Consider the following 16,698-nt stretch of genomic DNA (forward strand, 5'->3'; position numbering starts at 1 on the left):
GATGGAAGGCCGCGACATCAGCGCCCTGGCGATCGCCACCCGCTGCTGCATGCCGCCGGAGAGCTGGTTGGGATAGGCATGGGCGGCGCTGGACAGGCCGATCAGGCGCAGCAGCGCGTCGGCGCGGCCGCTGGCGGCCTCGACATCGGCCGAACTCATGTCGCCGCGCTTGGCGCGCAGCTTGCGGCTGAACTTGATGTTCTCCATCACCGTCAGCCAGGGGTAGAGGCTGTAATGCTGGAACACCATGGCACGGTCGGCGCCGGGTCCGTTGACGGGCTGGCCATTGCTGTCGAGTTCGCCGCTGCTACGGTATTCCAGGCCGCCGAGGATGCGTAGCAGCGTCGACTTGCCGCAGCCGGAAGCGCCCACCAGCGTAACGAATTCGTTGTCCCTGACATCGAGACTGATGTTCTCCAGCGCCGTCACTGGATTGCCGTCGCCGTCGAACACCTTGCCGAGATGGCGTATCTGTACCTTGTTCATCATGTGCACCTTGTTCATGTTCAGGCCCTGGCTTGCGCCCATGGAAAGAGCCGGCGATGCAGCCATCGGAAGCCCTGGTCCATCACCAGGCCGATCAGGCCGATCAGGATGATGCCGGCGAAGATGGTGTCGGTTTTCAGGAAGCGCTGCGCCTTCAGGATGGAATAGCCGAGGCCGGAATTGGCAGCCACCAGCTCGGCCACCACGAGATAGGTCCAGGCCCAGCCCATCGTTACCCGAAGCGTGTCGAGCAGCGCCGGCTTAGCCGAGGGTAGCAGCACGAGCTTGATGATTTCATAGCGGGTTGCGCCCATGGTATGGGCGGCCTCGATCTGAGCCTTCGGCGTGCGCCGCACATCCTCGGCCACCATCAGCAGCATCTGGAAGAAGGTGCCGATGAAGATCACCGATATCTTGGCGCTTTCATCGATGCCCACCCACAGCATAATCAGCGGGATGAAGGCCACTGCCGGCATGTAGCGAATGAAATCGGTCAGCGGCTCCAGCATCGCCGCCACCGGCCGGAACGAGCCGATCAACAGGCCCAGTGGCAGGGCCAGCACCGCCGACAGCACGAAGCCGGCGCTGACGCGGTAGATCGAGATGCCGGTGTCGGCCAGCAGGTCGTCCTCGGTCAGCCAAGTCAGGATGCGCCGGGCGACCATGGCCGGGTTGGGCAGAAATACCGGGTCGATCAGGCCGGAGGCCGACAACGCGCTCCACAGCAGTAGCGGCGAAAGCAGGCCCAGCGCGGCGAACAGCCAGTACTGACGGCGGCCCAGGCTGCCGGCGATGGTCCAGATGCCTGGTGGGCGTGGCGCGCGATGGGGGGATGCGGACATGGTGGCTCCTGGTCGGGTTTGCAAAAACGAGAGAGCGCGCAGCAACGCAGTTCTCCCGGGCTTTTGTCCCTCCGTGGAGCCCCAAGCGATAACGCAATGCAGTGGGGCCGATTGCTCTCGGACCAGTCGCCGCAAATGCGGCCGGAACCCTAGCGATCTTGAGGCGTGCTTGCCTGATCCGGCCGACGCGACTCTCGGGATGAAGCTTTGCAATAACGGTGCCAGCTATGTCAACACCGCAGGCGGACAGGGTTTGCCTTGTCGTGGTGCGTTTGAAGCACAAAAAACTGATTGGCGCACTGTCGTGATGCCGGTGTTATCGATGACGCATCAGCCTGGTGCGTTATACGGCATGCAATTGCGCCTGATCAATTGAACTAACCTGAATTGAACCGAATTCCGAAAGCGGGCTAATCAATGTGTCAATTCAATCATTTAAAAAATGTAACGCATTATGTTATTTTTTAATAGAAACTAATCAATCACTGAAGCTGATAATCGATCGGAGGTCGCATGACTGCGTTTCAGAAAGCACGAAGAAAAGAAGCCTGTTCTTTTTCCATTGGCGATATCGAAACGCTTTTGGAACAAATGTCCGATAAGAAAAAATTTATTCTTTACGTGCCCGGGCATCGATAAGAATGGTTGGTGGAAAACAGGAAATAGTCTATTTGCTTTTTCTCAGAAATGGTAACGAGTCGGTGTTCGAGAGATTGAGCAATTGGTGGAATGCCGAAGCCCAGCGCGCGCTTGCGCATCGGCTGATTTGCGCAGCGCTGGCCGGACCATCCGGTCAGGGAGCACCTGACCAGATGGCAATGCGAACAATTGTGCAGGAAAAGGCACTGTTGCGCGCCCGAAGAATGGACAGGATGGTTCCGGAAGAAATTCGGACTAGCTTTGCGGAATGCGATATCGCCCAACGGGAAATGCAGGTTTTAAAAATAAACTGTTGTCACTGGGTTCTGTAGATCGCCTCAAATTCAGGAATTGAGCAGAAATTTAGAAGATGTGTTTACACAGGAAAAGACAATGCCAACTTTGTCGCTATTTATCGATAAAAATGCCGGACGAAAAATCCGATCAACGGAATTCTTGCTGAGGCCGAATCATATTATTTACAAGCAATGCTACAAGCATTGATGCGATTTACTAAAGCTTTAGCCGAAAATCGGCTAATGAGCGATAACGATCTGACATGGGTCATGGCACTGATCAACAAGCGAAAAACAATGCGAAGCGGTTCCGGCCAGACCGATACAACTGCGCTTGACGACCCCGGTAGCGCGCGCGTGGTGGCATGCTGGGCGGCCATCGACGTGTTGCTCCCTCTATTCGACAAGCTGTGCTGCGTGTCGTCGGCGCAGACGCAGACGTTGTCCGGCGGCGACCGCACAGCTCTTGTGCTGGCGCCGTCTCAACCGTCCGCGAGCCAGTCTCTTCCCAGCCTCGCTCAACCTTATTGCCGGCGTTGCAGCACAGCCTATTCCAGTCCCTCTGGGCCTGCAGCGCCGGACGTTCTGCCAGCGCTGTCCATGCCGCATCGAAACTGCTGATGCTTGCCGCAAAAAATTTGTCAGTCGCGCCACGCTGGCTGCTCCCACGGTTGCTCCAGCCGCCCCAGCCAATCCGGCCGGCGTTATCGCCGCAGGACATTGTCTGTGACCGTTAGAGTGAGTTGTACCTGGCGGATATCGACAGCCAGGCAGTCATCCTCCTTGCCAATGAAGGGGGACTGTTTTCGATGTCGGCGGCATGCCACCAATGGCTGGTTAAACTGGGCCGCAATTAGCATATCGAGCAAGTGCACTTCGCCAGGGTGCGGGATCAAGCCCGAACCGTGCTGCTGGCGCACGCCCAGCGGGCGCCAGCAGCACGGGCACCTGAACGACGCGGCAATCCGCAAGCTTGGCGCGGTCTATGAGACGGCCGTTGCGGAAGCAGGCAGGCAGCACAGGCCGATTTGCCTGACCGACGTGTTTGACGACGACCCGCACACGGTGGACCAGTGCGTGGAAGCCATGCTGGCACCGGTCCGCCGCTGCTACCAAGAAGGCCTGCAGCCGGCCATCCATATCCGGGTAAGCTCGCCCCGGCTCGGGGAGTGCATCGTGGCTGCGCTGGAAGTGCTGCCGGTGGTATCACCGCCGACAGAGCGGCCGGCGATGGAAGTCATCGACTGCCTGACCGAAGCCGACAGGCAACTGCCAGGCCTGATCATGCCCACCGGCAATTCCGCCGATCCGATGCACACGGCCCTGGCGCGGCGCCATGCGCAGCAGGCTCGCTCAGGTGCGCCGGGCGCGGCTGTGGCAGACCGCGTTGGCCCGCGCAAAAGCCCGGGCAGCAACATCAGAACCCATCTGTACTTTTACGCCCAGCCCTGTCCTTTGAAAAACGGCTTGCCGGATGGCAGGCGCATCGCAGCCGAATACGCGGCATTGTTCCAGGCGGCCAGGCAACACCGGTGCACGCTCGTCACCCTGGAAATATTGTCGGAAACCCTGGCCATGAAATCGGCGTGATCGCCGCGCTGCAGGCGGCGGCCATTACGAGCACTCCCGCTGCTACACCAGCGCTGAAGGTACGTATCGTGACCCGAAACAGGAAGATCAGGGACGGCATGCAGGACTGTTTCTGACCGTAGCCTGGGATCATCCTGGTGCAGGCAGCCGTCGCACGTGCCGACACGGCTCAGAAACCAAAATCTTTCTTGGCTTCGCCCTTCTCGCCGGCAACGTCGCCCGGTGTCCGTCTGCTTTCCAGCACCAGCAGGTACTTGTGCACCCCCAGCACTTCCCGGATCAGGGTGACGCCAACCGGCGCATCCGGCGGCGTGAAATGGCGCACATTGCGGCTTGTGCCGGGCCCGGACGGCAAGGGCTGACCAAACACGGTAATGACTGCCTCCTCGAAGGCCTTCAGGTTGTCCTCGCCCGTTGCTGAGCGCAGTTCCACCCGGACCAGCCTGTCGTTTTCAAAGCAGTAAAACACGCCGAACAGCTGGGCACTGCCCAGGCGCAGTTCCTCCCTGCGGTTGCCATAGCAGCCAGGCGGATTGCTGAGCGCAATCGCATTGGGCAGACGCGCCACCGGGTCACCCCACTTCATGCCGCGAAAGCCATCGGGCGCAATGGCATTGGCATGGGCAATGCAGACGAACGCCTGCAGCAGGCTGCAGGCAACGATTTTCTGCACAAGGCGGTAATCAAAGCGACGCATCGGGCGTGGACTCTCCAGGCAAGCAGTCGGCGGCTGATTCTAGCACCAGCCGCATGCCGCCCGGCAGCCCGGGCCAGTGGCGTCAGAAGCCGTAGCTGATGCTGGCCACCACCTTGTTGTCCTGCTTGATGCCGAAGCGGGTCTTGCCGGCGATAATGGCCTGCACGCCCCAGGTCAGCGGCGTGTCCAGGATGGGTTGGGTAAAGCCGAGTATCAGGTGGCGGAAGCCGCTGGAAATCGGCGTGTTCCCGGCATAGCAGCCACTGATATTGAAAGCGCTGCCGGCGCCGCAGCTGGTGTTGGTCAGGGTATCGGTGGTGCCGAGAAATTTGCCTTCCTTCTTATAGACGTAGCCGCCCAAGCTGCCCAGGAAGGTGATCTTGTACGGCAGCGCATGGGTGTAGTTCAGGGTGACATAGGTATCGCCCTTGTTGCCCCATACCACGTCGTTGAGCAGGGTCTGCGCGGACACCGCAAAGTCGCCATAAGCCAGGCCCAGCTTGGTCTCGAATGCGTTGGCATGCTTGCCATTGATGTAGTAATAGCCGGTGAGCCCGGCGGTATAGCCAAGATCGCCGGCCTTGCCGTTATAGCCGGCATAGAAATCATTCTCGACCGACTTGTCGTTCTGGAAGCCGCTGACTATGTTGCGGTCGTCATAGGATCGGCCCAGTTGCTTGTAGGAGTAGTTGATGGTGGACGCGAAGTAGCCGGCGTAGAACCCGCTTTCATGCACGAAGTCCAGGCCGCCCTGCACCGCGGGGCGGTCGGACTCGGGCGCATCGGCAACTTTGTTGCCCAGCGTTGGCAGCGCGTTGCCATAGGTCGTGGTGGCCCCGCGTAGGTAATAGCGCGAAACCAGGTCGATATGGCCTGTAAAGGTGTAGGGCGCGGCGGCTGCGTCGGCAGGCGCGTCGGCAGCAGTTGCGCTGCAGGCTGTGGTCATGGCGAGTAGGGCGGCGAAGGTGATCCTGGCGGTCATTGCGGTTGGCTCCTGTTCATGGAAGTTTTGCTTGCTGCATGGCTACCTTAGCGAGATGTATGCCATGCAAGCTGCTGACTTATCAGGATTTAACTTATTGAGAGGCGCATACGGGGTGCGGCGTGCGCCTTACTGGTGCATGCGAGCACTATTAAATGGCGGGTGCCTAGCAACCGTGCTAGTTCTTCTAGGACGTCAGGAAGGAAAGGCAGGCCGGCGCCTTAACCTTGCACTGTCCGGACAAGCTGGGCCGGAACATCAGCAGCAGGAAAGCGCCGCGCAGCAAGGCGCCGCCGATGCGAACGGTCTTCATTGGAATAGATTGACAGGCTGGCATACAGACTCCCGGCGTGTGGAAAAAGCGCCTTTTACATTGTGGACATGGAACAAGCCTGCTCGCACGAAACATGCCAGCCGAAGTCCGATTGCGGCCGCCGGCAGCGCAGGATTGCCCGACAATGCAACTACGCTGCTTTTCGCACCGGGCATCGAACTAAGCGGCGGGACCGATGGTCCATCGGCAAGGCATACAACAGGAGCTTCAGCACCTTTATGAGTACGACCCCGACGGCGGGCCAGTCCGGCCTGCAGAGTGAGTCGACCGGCAATGGCAGCCACCTGCATGGTTGCCCGGCAGCGCAGCAGTCGTGGAACGCGCAATACCGAGCCGGCCTTTGGGATGATCTGGACAGCGCGGAACAGTCCGCGCCTTATCTGGCGATCTGCGAACTTTATCAACGGCATGTCGGCGATGGCGCCCTACTGGACATCGGCTGTGGCAGCGGCATGTTGTACCGCTACCTGACCGAGCATACCGGCCTCGAAAGCTCCTGCTACACCGGCGTCGATGTGGCCGACGACGCCGTGCGCTGCGCCACCGCCAGCTTTCCCGGCGTCAGGATCAGCAGGCGCAATTACGACAGCGAGACCGTCGGCAGCCGCTTCGATTGCGTGATCTTTAATGAATCCCTACAGTGCTTCGACAATCCGGGGGCCATCCTGGACAAATGCACCCGCGACAATCTGCACCCCTGCTCGGTGCTAATCGTGGCGATGTCCGGCTGGGAGCATGGCGCGCTTTGGCAGTTGTTGGAGCGTCGTTACCAGTTGCAGGACGAGCAGGATGCGCGCGGCGACGATGGCCGTACCTGGACAGTACGCGTCTACAAGGTGCCTTGCTGAACTTCGTCCGGCGGCCGGCATCGAACCGGCAAATCAACATGCCGGATCAACAAGGAGCACAGCATGCAGCTGATTTCAGAAATCATGACACCCGATGTCGCCACACTCGGGCCGAACGAGACCATCGAGCGGGCAGCCCAACTGATGGATGAGCTTAACGTCGGTTCCATTCCAGTGTTCGAGGGAGGCCGGCTGGTCGGCATGGTGACCGACCGCGATATCGTGGTCAGGGCGGTGTCGGCAGGCAGGGCACCCGGACAGACCCCAGTGGCTGACGTGATGAGCGCCGGCATTAGTTATTGCTTCACCGATGAAGTGGTGGACGATGTGATGCAGCGCATGCGCGAGGTGCAGGTGCGTCGCATGCCCGTGATGGACCGCGCCACCGGCAAGCTTGCAGGGATCGTGGCATTGGGTGACCTGGCCACCAAGCATTCCGCCGAAGTCGACCGTACCCTTTCTGAGATTTCCACGCCGTCCGAACCCGACCGTAGCTAGCGTTAGCATTGGCAGCTTCCAAACTGCTTGTTGCGGTCTGTCATTGCTGTGCACTGTCCCGGCATTGCAAACGGGCGGCGCCGTTGCTTGGCAAGGAAAATGGGCAAAAAAAACCCGCTCACCGGGAGCGGGTAAATCCATCCTTTGGGAGGGTGGAGGAGACAGGTGCAACTATATCTTCAGCTCCTAAAGAAATAAAATTCCCGTTTTCAATATCCGTTATATGAAATGTTTATGACTGGGCGCCGGTCTTGAATCCGTCGGCAGTGTGCAGATGCCTGATCAGGCCCGGATTGCAACTTAATCACCATAAAGTTTGCTCTGCACCAAGTTGTTTATTTCTTATTGGTATATTATTAACCTATTGCAACTAATTTTGGACAAGGTCATGGACGAACAGCATCCGCTCACTTCTCAGCTGGAATACAACCCGGACAAGCTTCTGGACGCTTTACTGGATCGGCTGGTCCTGAAAAATGATGCGGCGCTGGCCCGTGCGCTGGAGGTTGCTCCGCCCGTGATCAGCAAGATTAGGCATCGTCGGCTGCCGGTCGGCGCTTCCATCCTGATCCGCATGCATGAAGTGTCCAACCTGCCGATCCGTGAACTGCGCGATCTGATGGGCGATCGCCGCCAGAAATACCGCCTCAGCGACGTCCAGGGCAAGCCAAAGGACGCTTGAGCCGCAAGGCGGTGTTCAGATCGGCCGGGGTGCCCGGCATGCAGCGCTCAGTGCAGTTGCTGGATGACCCGCGCCTGCGGCCCTTCGATTGCCGCGACGGCCTTGCGGAAGAAACTGCTTTCCTGGACGCTGGACGTGTCGATGCGCTCGGTGCCGGTCAGGCTTAACTCCTCGCAAAGCTGTTCGATGACGCCGGTCAGAAACCATTCTCCAAACATCTGGATGTCGCGCGAGGCAAGGTCGCCGAGGTCGATCAGGTTCAGCGCCTGCGACCAGCCCAAGGTTTCTATCCGTTCCCCGTTATCGTCGGTAGTGACTTTTGGCCACCGCGGATCACGGGCCAATTCGGTGTCGCGATGATCGTGGGCGCGGGCAATGCGCCGGATATCCTCGACGGCAAAACGTACTTCCCGGTCGACAACGACGCGCAGCGCCTGATCCTGGTACCAAAGGGTTAATACCTGTCGCGCTGCAGTCTGCGTAGCATCCATGGAGGTTCTTTCTGAAAAGGTGGGCCGGCTCCAGCCGCGTCCTGTGAATTTCGGCGTTGTTCGCCTATCCTGTTATCGGTTTCCGTATGGAAACATTTAGGGTTAGCAGCAAATAATTTGCTCTGGAGTCCGATGCGAAGCAGTAACATTGCTCCCTTGACAAACAGCCCCTTTTTGTGCAACCGGCGAACTATAACAGCACTTTTGCGTAATGTCAGAACGTGACAAAAGCTTCTATTGCCTTTACAGCAAGGTGCCCGCGCCAAATGAGGCGGCTTTTAAAAAGGGGCAACCCGACGGTATCTGTGGAATGCTTACGCAGGCCTCGTCATTAAACTAAAGCGAGCTACCCCGAGTCGGGCTTGATGGAAGCCATCTTCCGACAAATCGTTGCAGCAGACTGCCGCCACTTCCGGTACACTCCCGCATCCGCTACGACTTTGCTATAACGGCATGCTCCTCGAGCCGGGTCTTTGCATTCCCTGTCATTCACCGGGCGAGCGCCCTGACTGGACTGGCCCGGCCAAGCAAGCGATTGTGAAGCGGATCGTCAGCGGTGGCTGATGAAGGCTAGAGCGCATGCCGGCCTGCCTGTCCGGCTGCATCAATGAAGCCGATCGACAAGCGCTTGTACCTTCTGGCCCGATTGCGTCATATTGCATCGCCAGCCACTCATTGAATGCGGCAATGCGCGCTGAACCCACCATAAGAGTACGGTGTTGCAGAGTCACCCGTGTTTAAACAAACCGTTAAATTAAGCCATGCCTGATAAAACTGAAAAATCCGCCGCTCCCAAGGTCATTAAATGGACGGAAGAGGAATGGGCCAGCGTTGCCAATCATCTTTTCGAGCAAAAGGGTGCCGTGCTGCTGTCATCGCCACGCCTTGAAGAGATCCGCGCCAAGGACGTATTCATGGCGCAGGAAGCACTGCCGGAAGACCGTCATCGCAAGCTGATTTCGATCGCCCAGGGATTCCAGGGTATTCGAGACAGACTCAGCACGATTTTTCAGAACATGAACAAGGTGCGCCAGGACGATCTGTTCAAGCGTGAACAGGCTGGCGCCACGCCGGATGAGGGTACCGCTGACGTCACCGCAGCCTCAGCGGCGTCGGCACCGGAAGCTGCGCCTTCGCAGCCAACCCGCAAGTCAGGCCGGGACAAGGCGCCTCAGGCCGCCCCAATGGCTGGCGCAAGGGAAGAAAGTCCCGCCCAGCCGCAGGAGCCGGCTGCGGCCCCGTCGTCAATCCGGGCCGAAGCAACCGAAGCGACTCCCGTACAGCAGGCAGCAGTGAGCGGCGCTGCAGCGGTAGCCGTGCCGGTCGAGCTAGCGCCCGAACCGCAAGCCCAGCCAAAGCCGCAAACGCAGCCACAGCAACGTGACGCGAACCGGACCTTCCCGCAGCAGGACCTGGCGCCACGCCGGCCGGAGCAGAATGCGGCGGCCGCTGGCCGCGAGCGGCAAAGGGAACGCGCCCCGGAGGCGCGGCCGCAGGGCGCCTGGGCCGCCACGCAGGCATCACCCGGTTTCATCGAGGCGGCCCGGCCGTTTGTCGCGATGGTATGCGAGGAAATGGCACTGGCACTGGTCAAGGTCATGGGTGGCAAGGCGGGCGAGCAGCAGCTTGCCGGCATCATGCAGAAAGCCCTGTCGCAATTCGCATCAGGCAATGGAAATGGCAATAGCAATGCCACTTACGGCAGCCGACCTGAGCGCCAGCCGCGCCCGGAGCGCCAGCCTCAGCCAGAGCGCGAGCCCCAGCAATTCAGCGCGCCGATCGATACGCCGGAGCGTGCGCCCGACCTGCTGGATGACGAGAGCAGCCACCCGGCCGAGGTGCAGCCCCTGTTCGACCCCAAGCTGCCACCTTCAGCCAACAGCGACTTCAAGCCGACCATCGGCCTGGTAGGCGCCAATACCCGTGAACTGGATGACCTGCAATTGCTGTATCCGCAGTTGCGTCTGACTGTGGTAGCGCCCGACGCGGTACGCAGCGCCGATGTGTTCCGCCAATGCCAGCGCATCATCGGTCTGCGCGAGGATGTGTCGCAGCCGGTGGATGAACTGCTGCGCCGGCTGCTGAGAAACCGCTATATCCGGATCGCCGGCGGCATCCCGCGGGTGCGCGAGCAGCTCAATTCCTGGCTGCATAACCCCGGCTCGATCAATGCCGAGCCGCGTCCCCACGTCCCACGCGGTCCGAAGGGGCAGGGACAGGGCAGCCAGGGCGAAGGCGGCAAGAAGCGTCACAACCGCCACCTGCGCGCCCCGCGCTGAGTTCTTCCTGGATCCGCGCTGCGCGGTCCTCTTCGGGCCGCGCAGCAGTTGGTCATGCCACCTTGACTTCGATGCGACGCGGCTGGGCGTGCTGTGCCTTGGGTATGCGCAGGGTCAGCACGCCGTTCTTCAGTTCAGCTGACGCCTGCTCGGCATCGAGTTCTTTCGATAGCGTGAAAACCCGCCGGTAGCGCGGCAGCGTCACATCGGCGTGGCTAGACTGCATGTCCTGCGGCACATCTAGCGCCACGGTGCCCTCGATGGTCAGGCTGTCGGTCTCCAGATGCAGGCTCAGGTTTTCCCTGGAAACGCCTGGCAGGTCGGCATACAGCGTGATACCGTTGGCATCCTCCACCACGTCGACTGGTGGCAGCAGCGCGCGTTCCTGGCCTTCCTTCTGCTTGCCACTTGCCTGCATGGCCTGCTGGCCACCCTGGTTTTGCTGCGCCGGTTGCTGGTTCGTGCCGCCGCCATGCTGCTGGCCAGCGTTACGGGTGCTCTTGTCTTCAGCCATGATGTCCTCCTTTGCTTTTTCTCATTGAACGCTGATGCGGCGCGGCTGCACCTGCTGCTTGCGCCTGACGCTGATGTGCAGCACGCCATCCCGGTATTGGGCCGAGACGCCGTCCGGATCCGCATCTTCCGGCAGGCTGACCACCTTACGGAAACGGCCTGCGAAGCGCTCGTTGATATGGACGGTTGATTTGCCGCCGTTGCCTGCGCTGCCACCTGCGTTGTTGCCGGTATTGGCGCCTGCGGCCACCAGGTCAGGCCGTTCGCCTGCCACAGTGAGCACGCCGCGTTCAAGATTGACTTCGATCGCATTCGGATCCAGCCCTGGCAGGAAGGCATACAGCTCCACCGATTGTGGTGTGCTGCCCACATTCAATGCCGGAAAGCCGCCGCGGCCGACGCCACGGATGCTTGGCTCCATGCCGAATGCCTGCTGCATTTCGCGCTGAATACGGTCCATTTCGGCGAGCAGGTCGCCGGGAAACACTGATCTGTAAAGCATGGCGAAATCCTCCTGTGTGGTTGGGGGAATGCTTAGATAGATCCGGCGTGCCAAAACATCAAGAGGAATGCAGGCGGTTTGAGATGCGTCTAGCTAAAGGTGACTGTGCCCAGAAAAGGCACCGGGTTTTGACTAAACGAGGTCTGACGCTTGGCGAAGCAGGCATGCTTTGCCTGGCGTTGGCTTGTACCGGGATGGAGAAACGCTGTTAACGAACTGTTCACTTCGTCCTGCAGTGCAAAAAGGAAACAATAAATGGTCTATGCGAGGCTTGAACAGCGTAATGTGCCTTGCGCATTAGTAAAGAGATGCCAAACTCAGGTTCTTCACGGGACCGTTTATCCATTAAACTGCGCGCCGATAAGTGAAACTATGTTTCGCCATGCAGTAATAATTTTCATCTGAATATTATTCGGGGGAAATTCTTTTTAAAAAACAAAGTATTACAATCCGGGTCCAGAAGCTTTAAGTGCCTGGACGGGGTCTGCCGCCACGACCGCACCCCTACCGGCCACGAGACAGAATGATTCAATAAGAGGAGAAAGAGATGTGGCAGCAAGTGTATGACCCCCTGGGCAGTTTTGCCCTATCCACCGTCGCGGCCGGCATTCCAGTCGCGGTACTACTGGCGGCGTTGGCGTTTTTCCATATGAAAGCCCACCTTGCCGCCGGTCTGGCGCTGCTGGTGGGCATCGGCATTGCCGGATTCGTGTTCGGCATGCCGGTTGCAATGGCAGGCAAGGCTGCCGGCTATGGCGTCGCCGCCGGGCTGTTTCCGATTGGCTGGATCGTACTTAACATCATTTTTCTCCATCGCCTGACCACGCTGAACGGTTACTTCAAGGCGCTGCAGAACAGCATCAGCGGCGTGACCGAGGACCGTCGCCTGCAACTGCTGCTGGTCGCCTTCTGTTTCGGCGCCTTCTTTGAAGGCGCCGCCGGCTTCGGCACCCCGGTGGCAGTGACCGGCGCTATCCTGATCGGCCTGGGCTTTTCGCCGCTGGCGGCATCCGGCCTGGCACTGATCGCAAACACCGCGCCGGTGGCGTATGGCGCGCTCGGCGCACCGGTGCTGGCGCTGTCGGCCGTGACCGGCCTGGACCTGCTGCAACTCTCCGCGATGATCGGCCGCCAGTTGCCGTTTTTCTCGGTACTGGTGCCGTTCTGGCTGATCTGGGCCTTCGCAGGCTTCCGCGGCATGCGCGAGATCTGGCCAGCCATTCTGGTTGCCGGCGTGTCCTTCGCGATTCCGCAATTCATCGTGTCGAACTACCACGGCCCCTGGCTGGTCGACGTGATCGCTTCTATCGTGTCGATGGGCAGCCTGACGCTGTTCCTGAAAGTCTGGAAGCCAAAGAAGATCTGGACCTCCACCGCCATCGTCAATCGTCATGACACCTCGATGGACGACATCGCCGCGAATGGCACCTCTGCCGCCGCCGTGGAAGCCAACGCCGGCGCGGCAAGCATCAGCATGGTGCGCGCCTGGGCGCCATGGGTGATCCTGTCGGTATTCGTGTTCATCTGGGGCACGCCGGCATTCAAGAAGATCATGGACGGTCTATGGGCATGGAAATTCGCCATTCCCGGCCTGGACCAAATGGTCGTCAAGATGCCGCCGGTGGTTAGCAAGCCATCGCCGGAAGCCGCCGTGTTCAACTTTAACGTGCTATCGATGGCCGGTACCGGCATTCTGGTGTCGGCGCTGACTGCGGGCCTGCTGATGGGCTATTCGTTCACCCGCCTGCTAAAGGAATACTGGGAAACCATCAAGCTAGTCCGCTATTCGCTGCTGACCATCTGCGCGATGTTCGGTGTTGGCTATCTGACCAAGTATTCCGGCCTGGATGCAACCCTGGGCCTGGCGTTTGCGCATACCGGCATGTTCTATCCGATGTTCGGCACGCTGCTGGGTTGGCTGGGCGTGGCGCTGACCGGTTCCGATACCGCTGCCAACGTGCTGTTCGGCAGCTTGCAGCGTACGACCGCCGAACAACTGGGCCTGCCCCCGGTACTGATGGCCGCGGCCAATAGCTCGGGTGGCGTGATGGGCAAGATGATTGACGCACAATCCATCGTGGTGGCCTCCACCGCCACCAAGTGGTACGGCCATGAGGGTGACATCCTGCGTTACGTGTTCTTCCACTCGATCGCGCTGGCGATACTGGTGGGCTTCCTGGTGACGCTGCAGGCATATGTCGCGCCGTTCACCCATATGGTGGTGCGTTAAACGCGATTGTTGAGGTACCGATGTAAGGATGTACCAATGCCAGTGGAATGCGAAATTTCCCCTGGCATTTTTTGTCTTTGCCTCCCTTTTGCGCCTTCGGTTTCCGTTGCCCGACTCAAGGCAGTACTCGCGCAACTTCACGGTTGAGTTTGCTCGTTTACCCGCAGCAGTGGATTGCAATTCCATTCCTGCACACCGCCCATTATTTTGTCTTCCTTGCGATTCTTGTCGTACTGTGTGGATACATTGCCCATGTTCACAGCCGCCGCAGGCTGACCGGCAGCGCGTAGATTGGATGAGCAAAGCGAAATCCGGGCTCGCTTACACACTTGATAACTCAAGATTCGGGCGTGATGGCCGGTTCATCGTGCAATCCATCCTACAACTATTGGAAACTATAAATTCACAATAGGGCTTTGGATTCCCGACGGGTTGATCCCGGGTTTCGCTTGCGCTCAATCCAAGCTAGGCTTCCTGCGCTTCTTGACAGGAGTAAAACAAGGTTCAAGCTGAAGTTGCAATCTATCAAGGGTTGAAACCTGAAGCCCGCTTCAATTTTTTCAGCACCGTTAACGCAGGCATACCCATGTTTCGCTCTTACAAGCATTGTCCACCAGCTTCGATGTCAATTTGCAACAATTACCTCAAGTAAAATTTTAAATCTCCTTCAGGTATTGTGAAATATTGCGTCATGGAATTATCAAGAAGGCTTTCATGCCATAATTTTGGTACTACCGCACGGATGACCGATCAGCAGAGGAATGATGCACAGAGAGCCGCCAAAGGCAATGGAACAACAGCAGCGGCTCGATACGCTGTGTGCCTTGCAGATACTCGACACCAGTACCGACGAACGTTTTGACCGCATCACCCATATCGCTGCCAAGCTGTTCCAGGTCCCAATTGCGCTGGTTTCCATGCTCGACAACGAGCGTCAATGGTTCAGGTCGCGCTATGACCTGGACACATCCGAGTCGCCAGATGCAATGGCCTTCTGCATCCATGCGCTGCGCAATAACGGACCGCTGGTGGTGTCCGATACCCTGCAGGATCCACGCTTTGCCAAGCACCCTGTGGTACAGGGCGTGCCCCATGTGCGTTTCTACGCCGGCCACCCGGTGTGCAGTCCGGAAGGCCATGCGCTGGGCACGCTGTGTATCGTCGATGTCAGGCCACGCGACCCTGCCGAGATAGATCTCGATAGCCTGCGCCACCTGGCCGAGATGGTGGAAGAGGAAATCCGCAAGTCAGTCATCGCCGCGCGCGCCATGACGCGCGACGAGGAGCTCAACGCGGCACTGCGCCATCTGTCCTCGCATATCTATAATTCGCCGCTGGCGGTAGTGCAGTGGGACCATGCGATGCGCACCGTGTCGTGGTCGGACCGGGCCGAGGAGCTGTTCGGCTGGAGCGCCGAGCGCATGCTGGGCGTGCCGCTGGAACAGGCCGGGCTGGTGCATCCGGACGATGCGCCAGCCATGCTGGACGGCATGCGCCAACTGTTGGCGCGGCGCGGTCTGCGCAATGTCAGCCACGGCCGCAGCATCCACCGCGATGGCCGCATCGTGCATTGCGCCTGGCATAACTCCATCCTGTTCGCCGAGGATGGCGCGCCGATCTCTATCCTGTCGCTGATCCAGGACGTGACCGCCCAGCGCGAGGCCGAATTTGCGCTGCGCGCCAGTGAGGCGACCCTGCGTACCACCTTCGAGATGGCCCCGGTCGGCATTGCCCATGTATCGCTGGACGGCGCCTGGCTGCGGGTCAATCCGCGCCTCTGCAGCATCCTTGGCTATGATGCCGACGAGCTGCAGCGCATGACCTTCCAGCAGGTGACCCATCCGGACGACCTGCCGGGAAATCTGTCGCTGCTGAATGAAGCAATTAAAGGGCGGCGCCATGCCTACAGCATGGAGAAGCGGTATCTGCGCAAGAACGGCGAAATGGTCTGGGGCGCGATCACGGTGTCAGTGAACCGGCCGCCCGACGGCAGCCCGGCGTATCTGATCACGGTGATCGAGGACATCCATGCCCGCAAGCAGGCCGAGCTGGCGCTGCAGCTGCATCAGGAAGAGCTGGAAAGCCGGGTGCAGCAGCGCACCCGCGAACTGCAGCACAGCAATGCGGAGCTGGCGCTGGAAGTGCAGCAGCGGCTGCATGCGGAAAACGTGCTGCGGGCCAGCGAGCAGAAGCTGCAGGCACTGGCCCGCATGGATGCATTGACCGGCCTGCCCAACCGCCGTCACTTCAATGAAAAGCTGGAAGAGGCGATCCGGCGCGCCCGTCGCACCGGACAACTGGTGGGACTGATGTTCCTCGATGTCGACCATTTCAAGCGCATCAACGACACTCTGGGCCACGCGGGCGGCGATGCGGTGCTGCAGGAATTCGCGCGCAGGCTTGCAGGCGCGGTGCGAGGCACCGACAGCGTGTGCCGGCTGGCCGGCGATGAATTCACCATTATCCTGGAAAACCTGGCCGCCGCAACCGAGGCGCGGCTGGTTGCTGGCAAGATCCTGGAAGCGATGCGGCGGCCGTTCGATGTCGAAGGGGTGCTGCTGGCGGTCTCCACCAGCATTGGCATTGCCTGCATGGGCCCTGACGGCGGGCAGGCCCAGGAGCTGACAAAGCGGGCCGACGAGGCGTTGTACAAGGCCAAGGAATTGGGCCGCAACCAGGCCTGGCTGGGCAACGACGGCCAGAAGACCGAAGCTTATCCGGCCGCATCGATGCGCCGCGCAAGCGCATAGAGGCTCCCCGAGCGCGTCCGGATTGACCGGCAATTAATA

18 protein-coding genes and 1 riboswitch are annotated in these 16,698 nt (G+C 59.8%); of the genes, 10 read left to right on the plus strand and 8 right to left on the minus strand.

What is annotated here, in order from left to right; all coding sequences use genetic code 11:
* Both KTQ42_RS18200 and KTQ42_RS18205 read right to left on the minus strand, forming a co-directional pair.
* Positions 1-528, minus strand: a 528-nt coding sequence (locus KTQ42_RS18200; RefSeq protein ID WP_249222979.1) for an ATP-binding cassette domain-containing protein, incomplete at its 3' end; no start/stop codon positions are given.
* Complete coding sequence (locus tag KTQ42_RS18205; protein WP_217347051.1) at positions 507-1,328, minus strand: ABC transporter permease; 822 nt, start codon at positions 1,326-1,328, stop codon at positions 507-509. The genes KTQ42_RS18200 and KTQ42_RS18205, both read right to left, overlap by 22 nt.
* Positions 1,329-1,378: 50 nt before the next feature.
* Positions 1,379-1,492, minus strand: a riboswitch (guanidine-I (ykkC/yxkD leader).
* Between the two features lie 5 nt (positions 1,493-1,497).
* Between KTQ42_RS18205 and KTQ42_RS18210 the strand changes: the two genes are divergently transcribed.
* From KTQ42_RS18210 to KTQ42_RS18225, 4 genes are all read left to right on the plus strand, one after another.
* Positions 1,498-1,704, plus strand: a complete 207-nt coding sequence (locus tag KTQ42_RS18210) for a hypothetical protein (RefSeq protein ID WP_217347052.1) — start codon at positions 1,498-1,500, stop codon at positions 1,702-1,704.
* A gap of 295 nt (positions 1,705-1,999) precedes the next feature.
* Positions 2,000-2,299, plus strand: coding sequence for a hypothetical protein (locus tag KTQ42_RS18215; RefSeq protein WP_217347053.1), 300 nt, complete (start codon positions 2,000-2,002; stop codon positions 2,297-2,299).
* 207 nt (positions 2,300-2,506) lie between these two features.
* On the plus strand, positions 2,507-2,884 hold the full coding sequence (locus KTQ42_RS18220) for a hypothetical protein (RefSeq protein ID WP_217347054.1): 378 nt from the start codon (positions 2,507-2,509) through the stop codon (positions 2,882-2,884).
* Positions 2,885-3,304: 420 nt separating this feature from the next.
* A complete protein-coding gene (locus KTQ42_RS18225; RefSeq protein ID WP_217347055.1) occupies positions 3,305-3,853 on the plus strand; it encodes a hypothetical protein in 549 nt (182 codons plus the stop codon).
* Positions 3,854-4,022: 169 nt separating this feature from the next.
* Here the strand turns inward: KTQ42_RS18225 and KTQ42_RS18230 are convergent, their stop codons facing one another.
* The 3 genes from KTQ42_RS18230 to KTQ42_RS24275 form a co-directional block, all read right to left on the minus strand.
* Positions 4,023-4,550 carry a hypothetical protein gene (locus KTQ42_RS18230; protein ID WP_217347056.1) on the minus strand — a complete coding sequence of 176 codons (528 nt, stop codon included), beginning with the start codon at positions 4,548-4,550 and terminating at the stop codon, positions 4,023-4,025.
* A gap of 82 nt (positions 4,551-4,632) precedes the next feature.
* Positions 4,633-5,532: a TorF family putative porin gene (locus tag KTQ42_RS18235; protein ID WP_217347057.1), complete on the minus strand. Its 900-nt coding sequence runs from the start codon at positions 5,530-5,532 to the stop codon at positions 4,633-4,635.
* A gap of 187 nt (positions 5,533-5,719) precedes the next feature.
* Positions 5,720-5,845 (minus strand): hypothetical protein, encoded by a 126-nt coding sequence (locus KTQ42_RS24275; protein ID WP_283093310.1) that lies wholly within the window; start codon positions 5,843-5,845, stop codon positions 5,720-5,722.
* Between the two features lie 239 nt (positions 5,846-6,084).
* Between KTQ42_RS24275 and KTQ42_RS18240 the strand changes: the two genes are divergently transcribed.
* From KTQ42_RS18240 to KTQ42_RS18250, 3 genes are all read left to right on the plus strand, one after another.
* Entirely contained in the window at positions 6,085-6,714 is a 630-nt protein-coding gene (locus tag KTQ42_RS18240) for a class I SAM-dependent methyltransferase (protein WP_217347058.1), read from the plus strand.
* 63 nt (positions 6,715-6,777) lie between these two features.
* Complete coding sequence (locus KTQ42_RS18245; RefSeq protein WP_217347059.1) at positions 6,778-7,212, plus strand: CBS domain-containing protein; 435 nt, start codon at positions 6,778-6,780, stop codon at positions 7,210-7,212.
* Positions 7,213-7,600: 388 nt separating this feature from the next.
* Positions 7,601-7,894 carry a hypothetical protein gene (locus KTQ42_RS18250; RefSeq protein WP_217347060.1) on the plus strand — a complete coding sequence of 98 codons (294 nt, stop codon included), beginning with the start codon at positions 7,601-7,603 and terminating at the stop codon, positions 7,892-7,894.
* A gap of 47 nt (positions 7,895-7,941) precedes the next feature.
* Here KTQ42_RS18250 and KTQ42_RS18255 read toward each other — a convergent pair whose 3' ends face one another.
* A complete protein-coding gene (locus tag KTQ42_RS18255) occupies positions 7,942-8,385 on the minus strand; it encodes a hypothetical protein (RefSeq protein WP_217347061.1) in 444 nt (147 codons plus the stop codon).
* Positions 8,386-9,146: 761 nt separating this feature from the next.
* Between KTQ42_RS18255 and KTQ42_RS18260 the strand changes: the two genes are divergently transcribed.
* Positions 9,147-10,664, plus strand: coding sequence for a hypothetical protein (locus tag KTQ42_RS18260; RefSeq protein ID WP_217347062.1), 1,518 nt, complete (start codon positions 9,147-9,149; stop codon positions 10,662-10,664).
* A 52-nt stretch (positions 10,665-10,716) separates the two neighbouring features.
* Here KTQ42_RS18260 and KTQ42_RS18265 read toward each other — a convergent pair whose 3' ends face one another.
* Together KTQ42_RS18265 and KTQ42_RS18270 are read right to left on the minus strand one after the other, a co-directional pair.
* Entirely contained in the window at positions 10,717-11,082 is a 366-nt protein-coding gene (locus KTQ42_RS18265; RefSeq protein WP_217347625.1) for an Hsp20/alpha crystallin family protein, read from the minus strand.
* A 117-nt stretch (positions 11,083-11,199) separates the two neighbouring features.
* Positions 11,200-11,679, minus strand: coding sequence for an Hsp20/alpha crystallin family protein (locus KTQ42_RS18270; RefSeq protein ID WP_217347063.1), 480 nt, complete (start codon positions 11,677-11,679; stop codon positions 11,200-11,202).
* A gap of 547 nt (positions 11,680-12,226) precedes the next feature.
* Between KTQ42_RS18270 and KTQ42_RS18275 the strand changes: the two genes are divergently transcribed.
* Together KTQ42_RS18275 and KTQ42_RS18280 are read left to right on the plus strand one after the other, a co-directional pair.
* Entirely contained in the window at positions 12,227-13,909 is a 1,683-nt protein-coding gene (locus tag KTQ42_RS18275; RefSeq protein WP_217347064.1) for an L-lactate permease, read from the plus strand.
* 788 nt (positions 13,910-14,697) lie between these two features.
* Complete coding sequence (locus KTQ42_RS18280) at positions 14,698-16,659, plus strand: diguanylate cyclase (protein ID WP_217347065.1); 1,962 nt, start codon at positions 14,698-14,700, stop codon at positions 16,657-16,659.
* Positions 16,660-16,698: the final 39 nt, after the last annotated feature.

Origin of the sequence: Noviherbaspirillum sp. L7-7A, from assembly GCF_019052805.1 — a bacterium.
Taxonomy (GTDB): domain Bacteria; phylum Pseudomonadota; class Gammaproteobacteria; order Burkholderiales; family Burkholderiaceae_D; genus Noviherbaspirillum_A.

Coding starts and splice junctions, on each gene's coding strand:
- KTQ42_RS18220 (WP_217347054.1), top strand. CDS start 2,507: ATGAGCGATAACGATCTGACATGGGTCATGGCACTGATCAACAAGCGA.
- KTQ42_RS18260 (WP_217347062.1), top strand. CDS start 9,147: ATGCCTGATAAAACTGAAAAATCCGCCGCTCCCAAGGTCATTAAATGG.
- KTQ42_RS18250 (WP_217347060.1), top strand. CDS start 7,601: ATGGACGAACAGCATCCGCTCACTTCTCAGCTGGAATACAACCCGGAC.
- KTQ42_RS18245 (WP_217347059.1), top strand. CDS start 6,778: ATGCAGCTGATTTCAGAAATCATGACACCCGATGTCGCCACACTCGGG.
- KTQ42_RS18235 (WP_217347057.1), bottom strand. CDS start 5,532: ATGACCGCCAGGATCACCTTCGCCGCCCTACTCGCCATGACCACAGCC.
- KTQ42_RS24275 (WP_283093310.1), bottom strand. CDS start 5,845: ATGAAGACCGTTCGCATCGGCGGCGCCTTGCTGCGCGGCGCTTTCCTG.
- KTQ42_RS18265 (WP_217347625.1), bottom strand. CDS start 11,082: ATGCAGGCAAGTGGCAAGCAGAAGGAAGGCCAGGAACGCGCGCTGCTG.
- KTQ42_RS18255 (WP_217347061.1), bottom strand. CDS start 8,385: ATGGATGCTACGCAGACTGCAGCGCGACAGGTATTAACCCTTTGGTAC.
- KTQ42_RS18275 (WP_217347064.1), top strand. CDS start 12,227: ATGTGGCAGCAAGTGTATGACCCCCTGGGCAGTTTTGCCCTATCCACC.
- KTQ42_RS18270 (WP_217347063.1), bottom strand. CDS start 11,679: ATGCTTTACAGATCAGTGTTTCCCGGCGACCTGCTCGCCGAAATGGAC.
- KTQ42_RS18240 (WP_217347058.1), top strand. CDS start 6,085: ATGAGTACGACCCCGACGGCGGGCCAGTCCGGCCTGCAGAGTGAGTCG.
- KTQ42_RS18205 (WP_217347051.1), bottom strand. CDS start 1,328: ATGTCCGCATCCCCCCATCGCGCGCCACGCCCACCAGGCATCTGGACC.
- KTQ42_RS18280 (WP_217347065.1), top strand. CDS start 14,698: ATGGAACAACAGCAGCGGCTCGATACGCTGTGTGCCTTGCAGATACTC.
- KTQ42_RS18230 (WP_217347056.1), bottom strand. CDS start 4,550: ATGCGTCGCTTTGATTACCGCCTTGTGCAGAAAATCGTTGCCTGCAGC.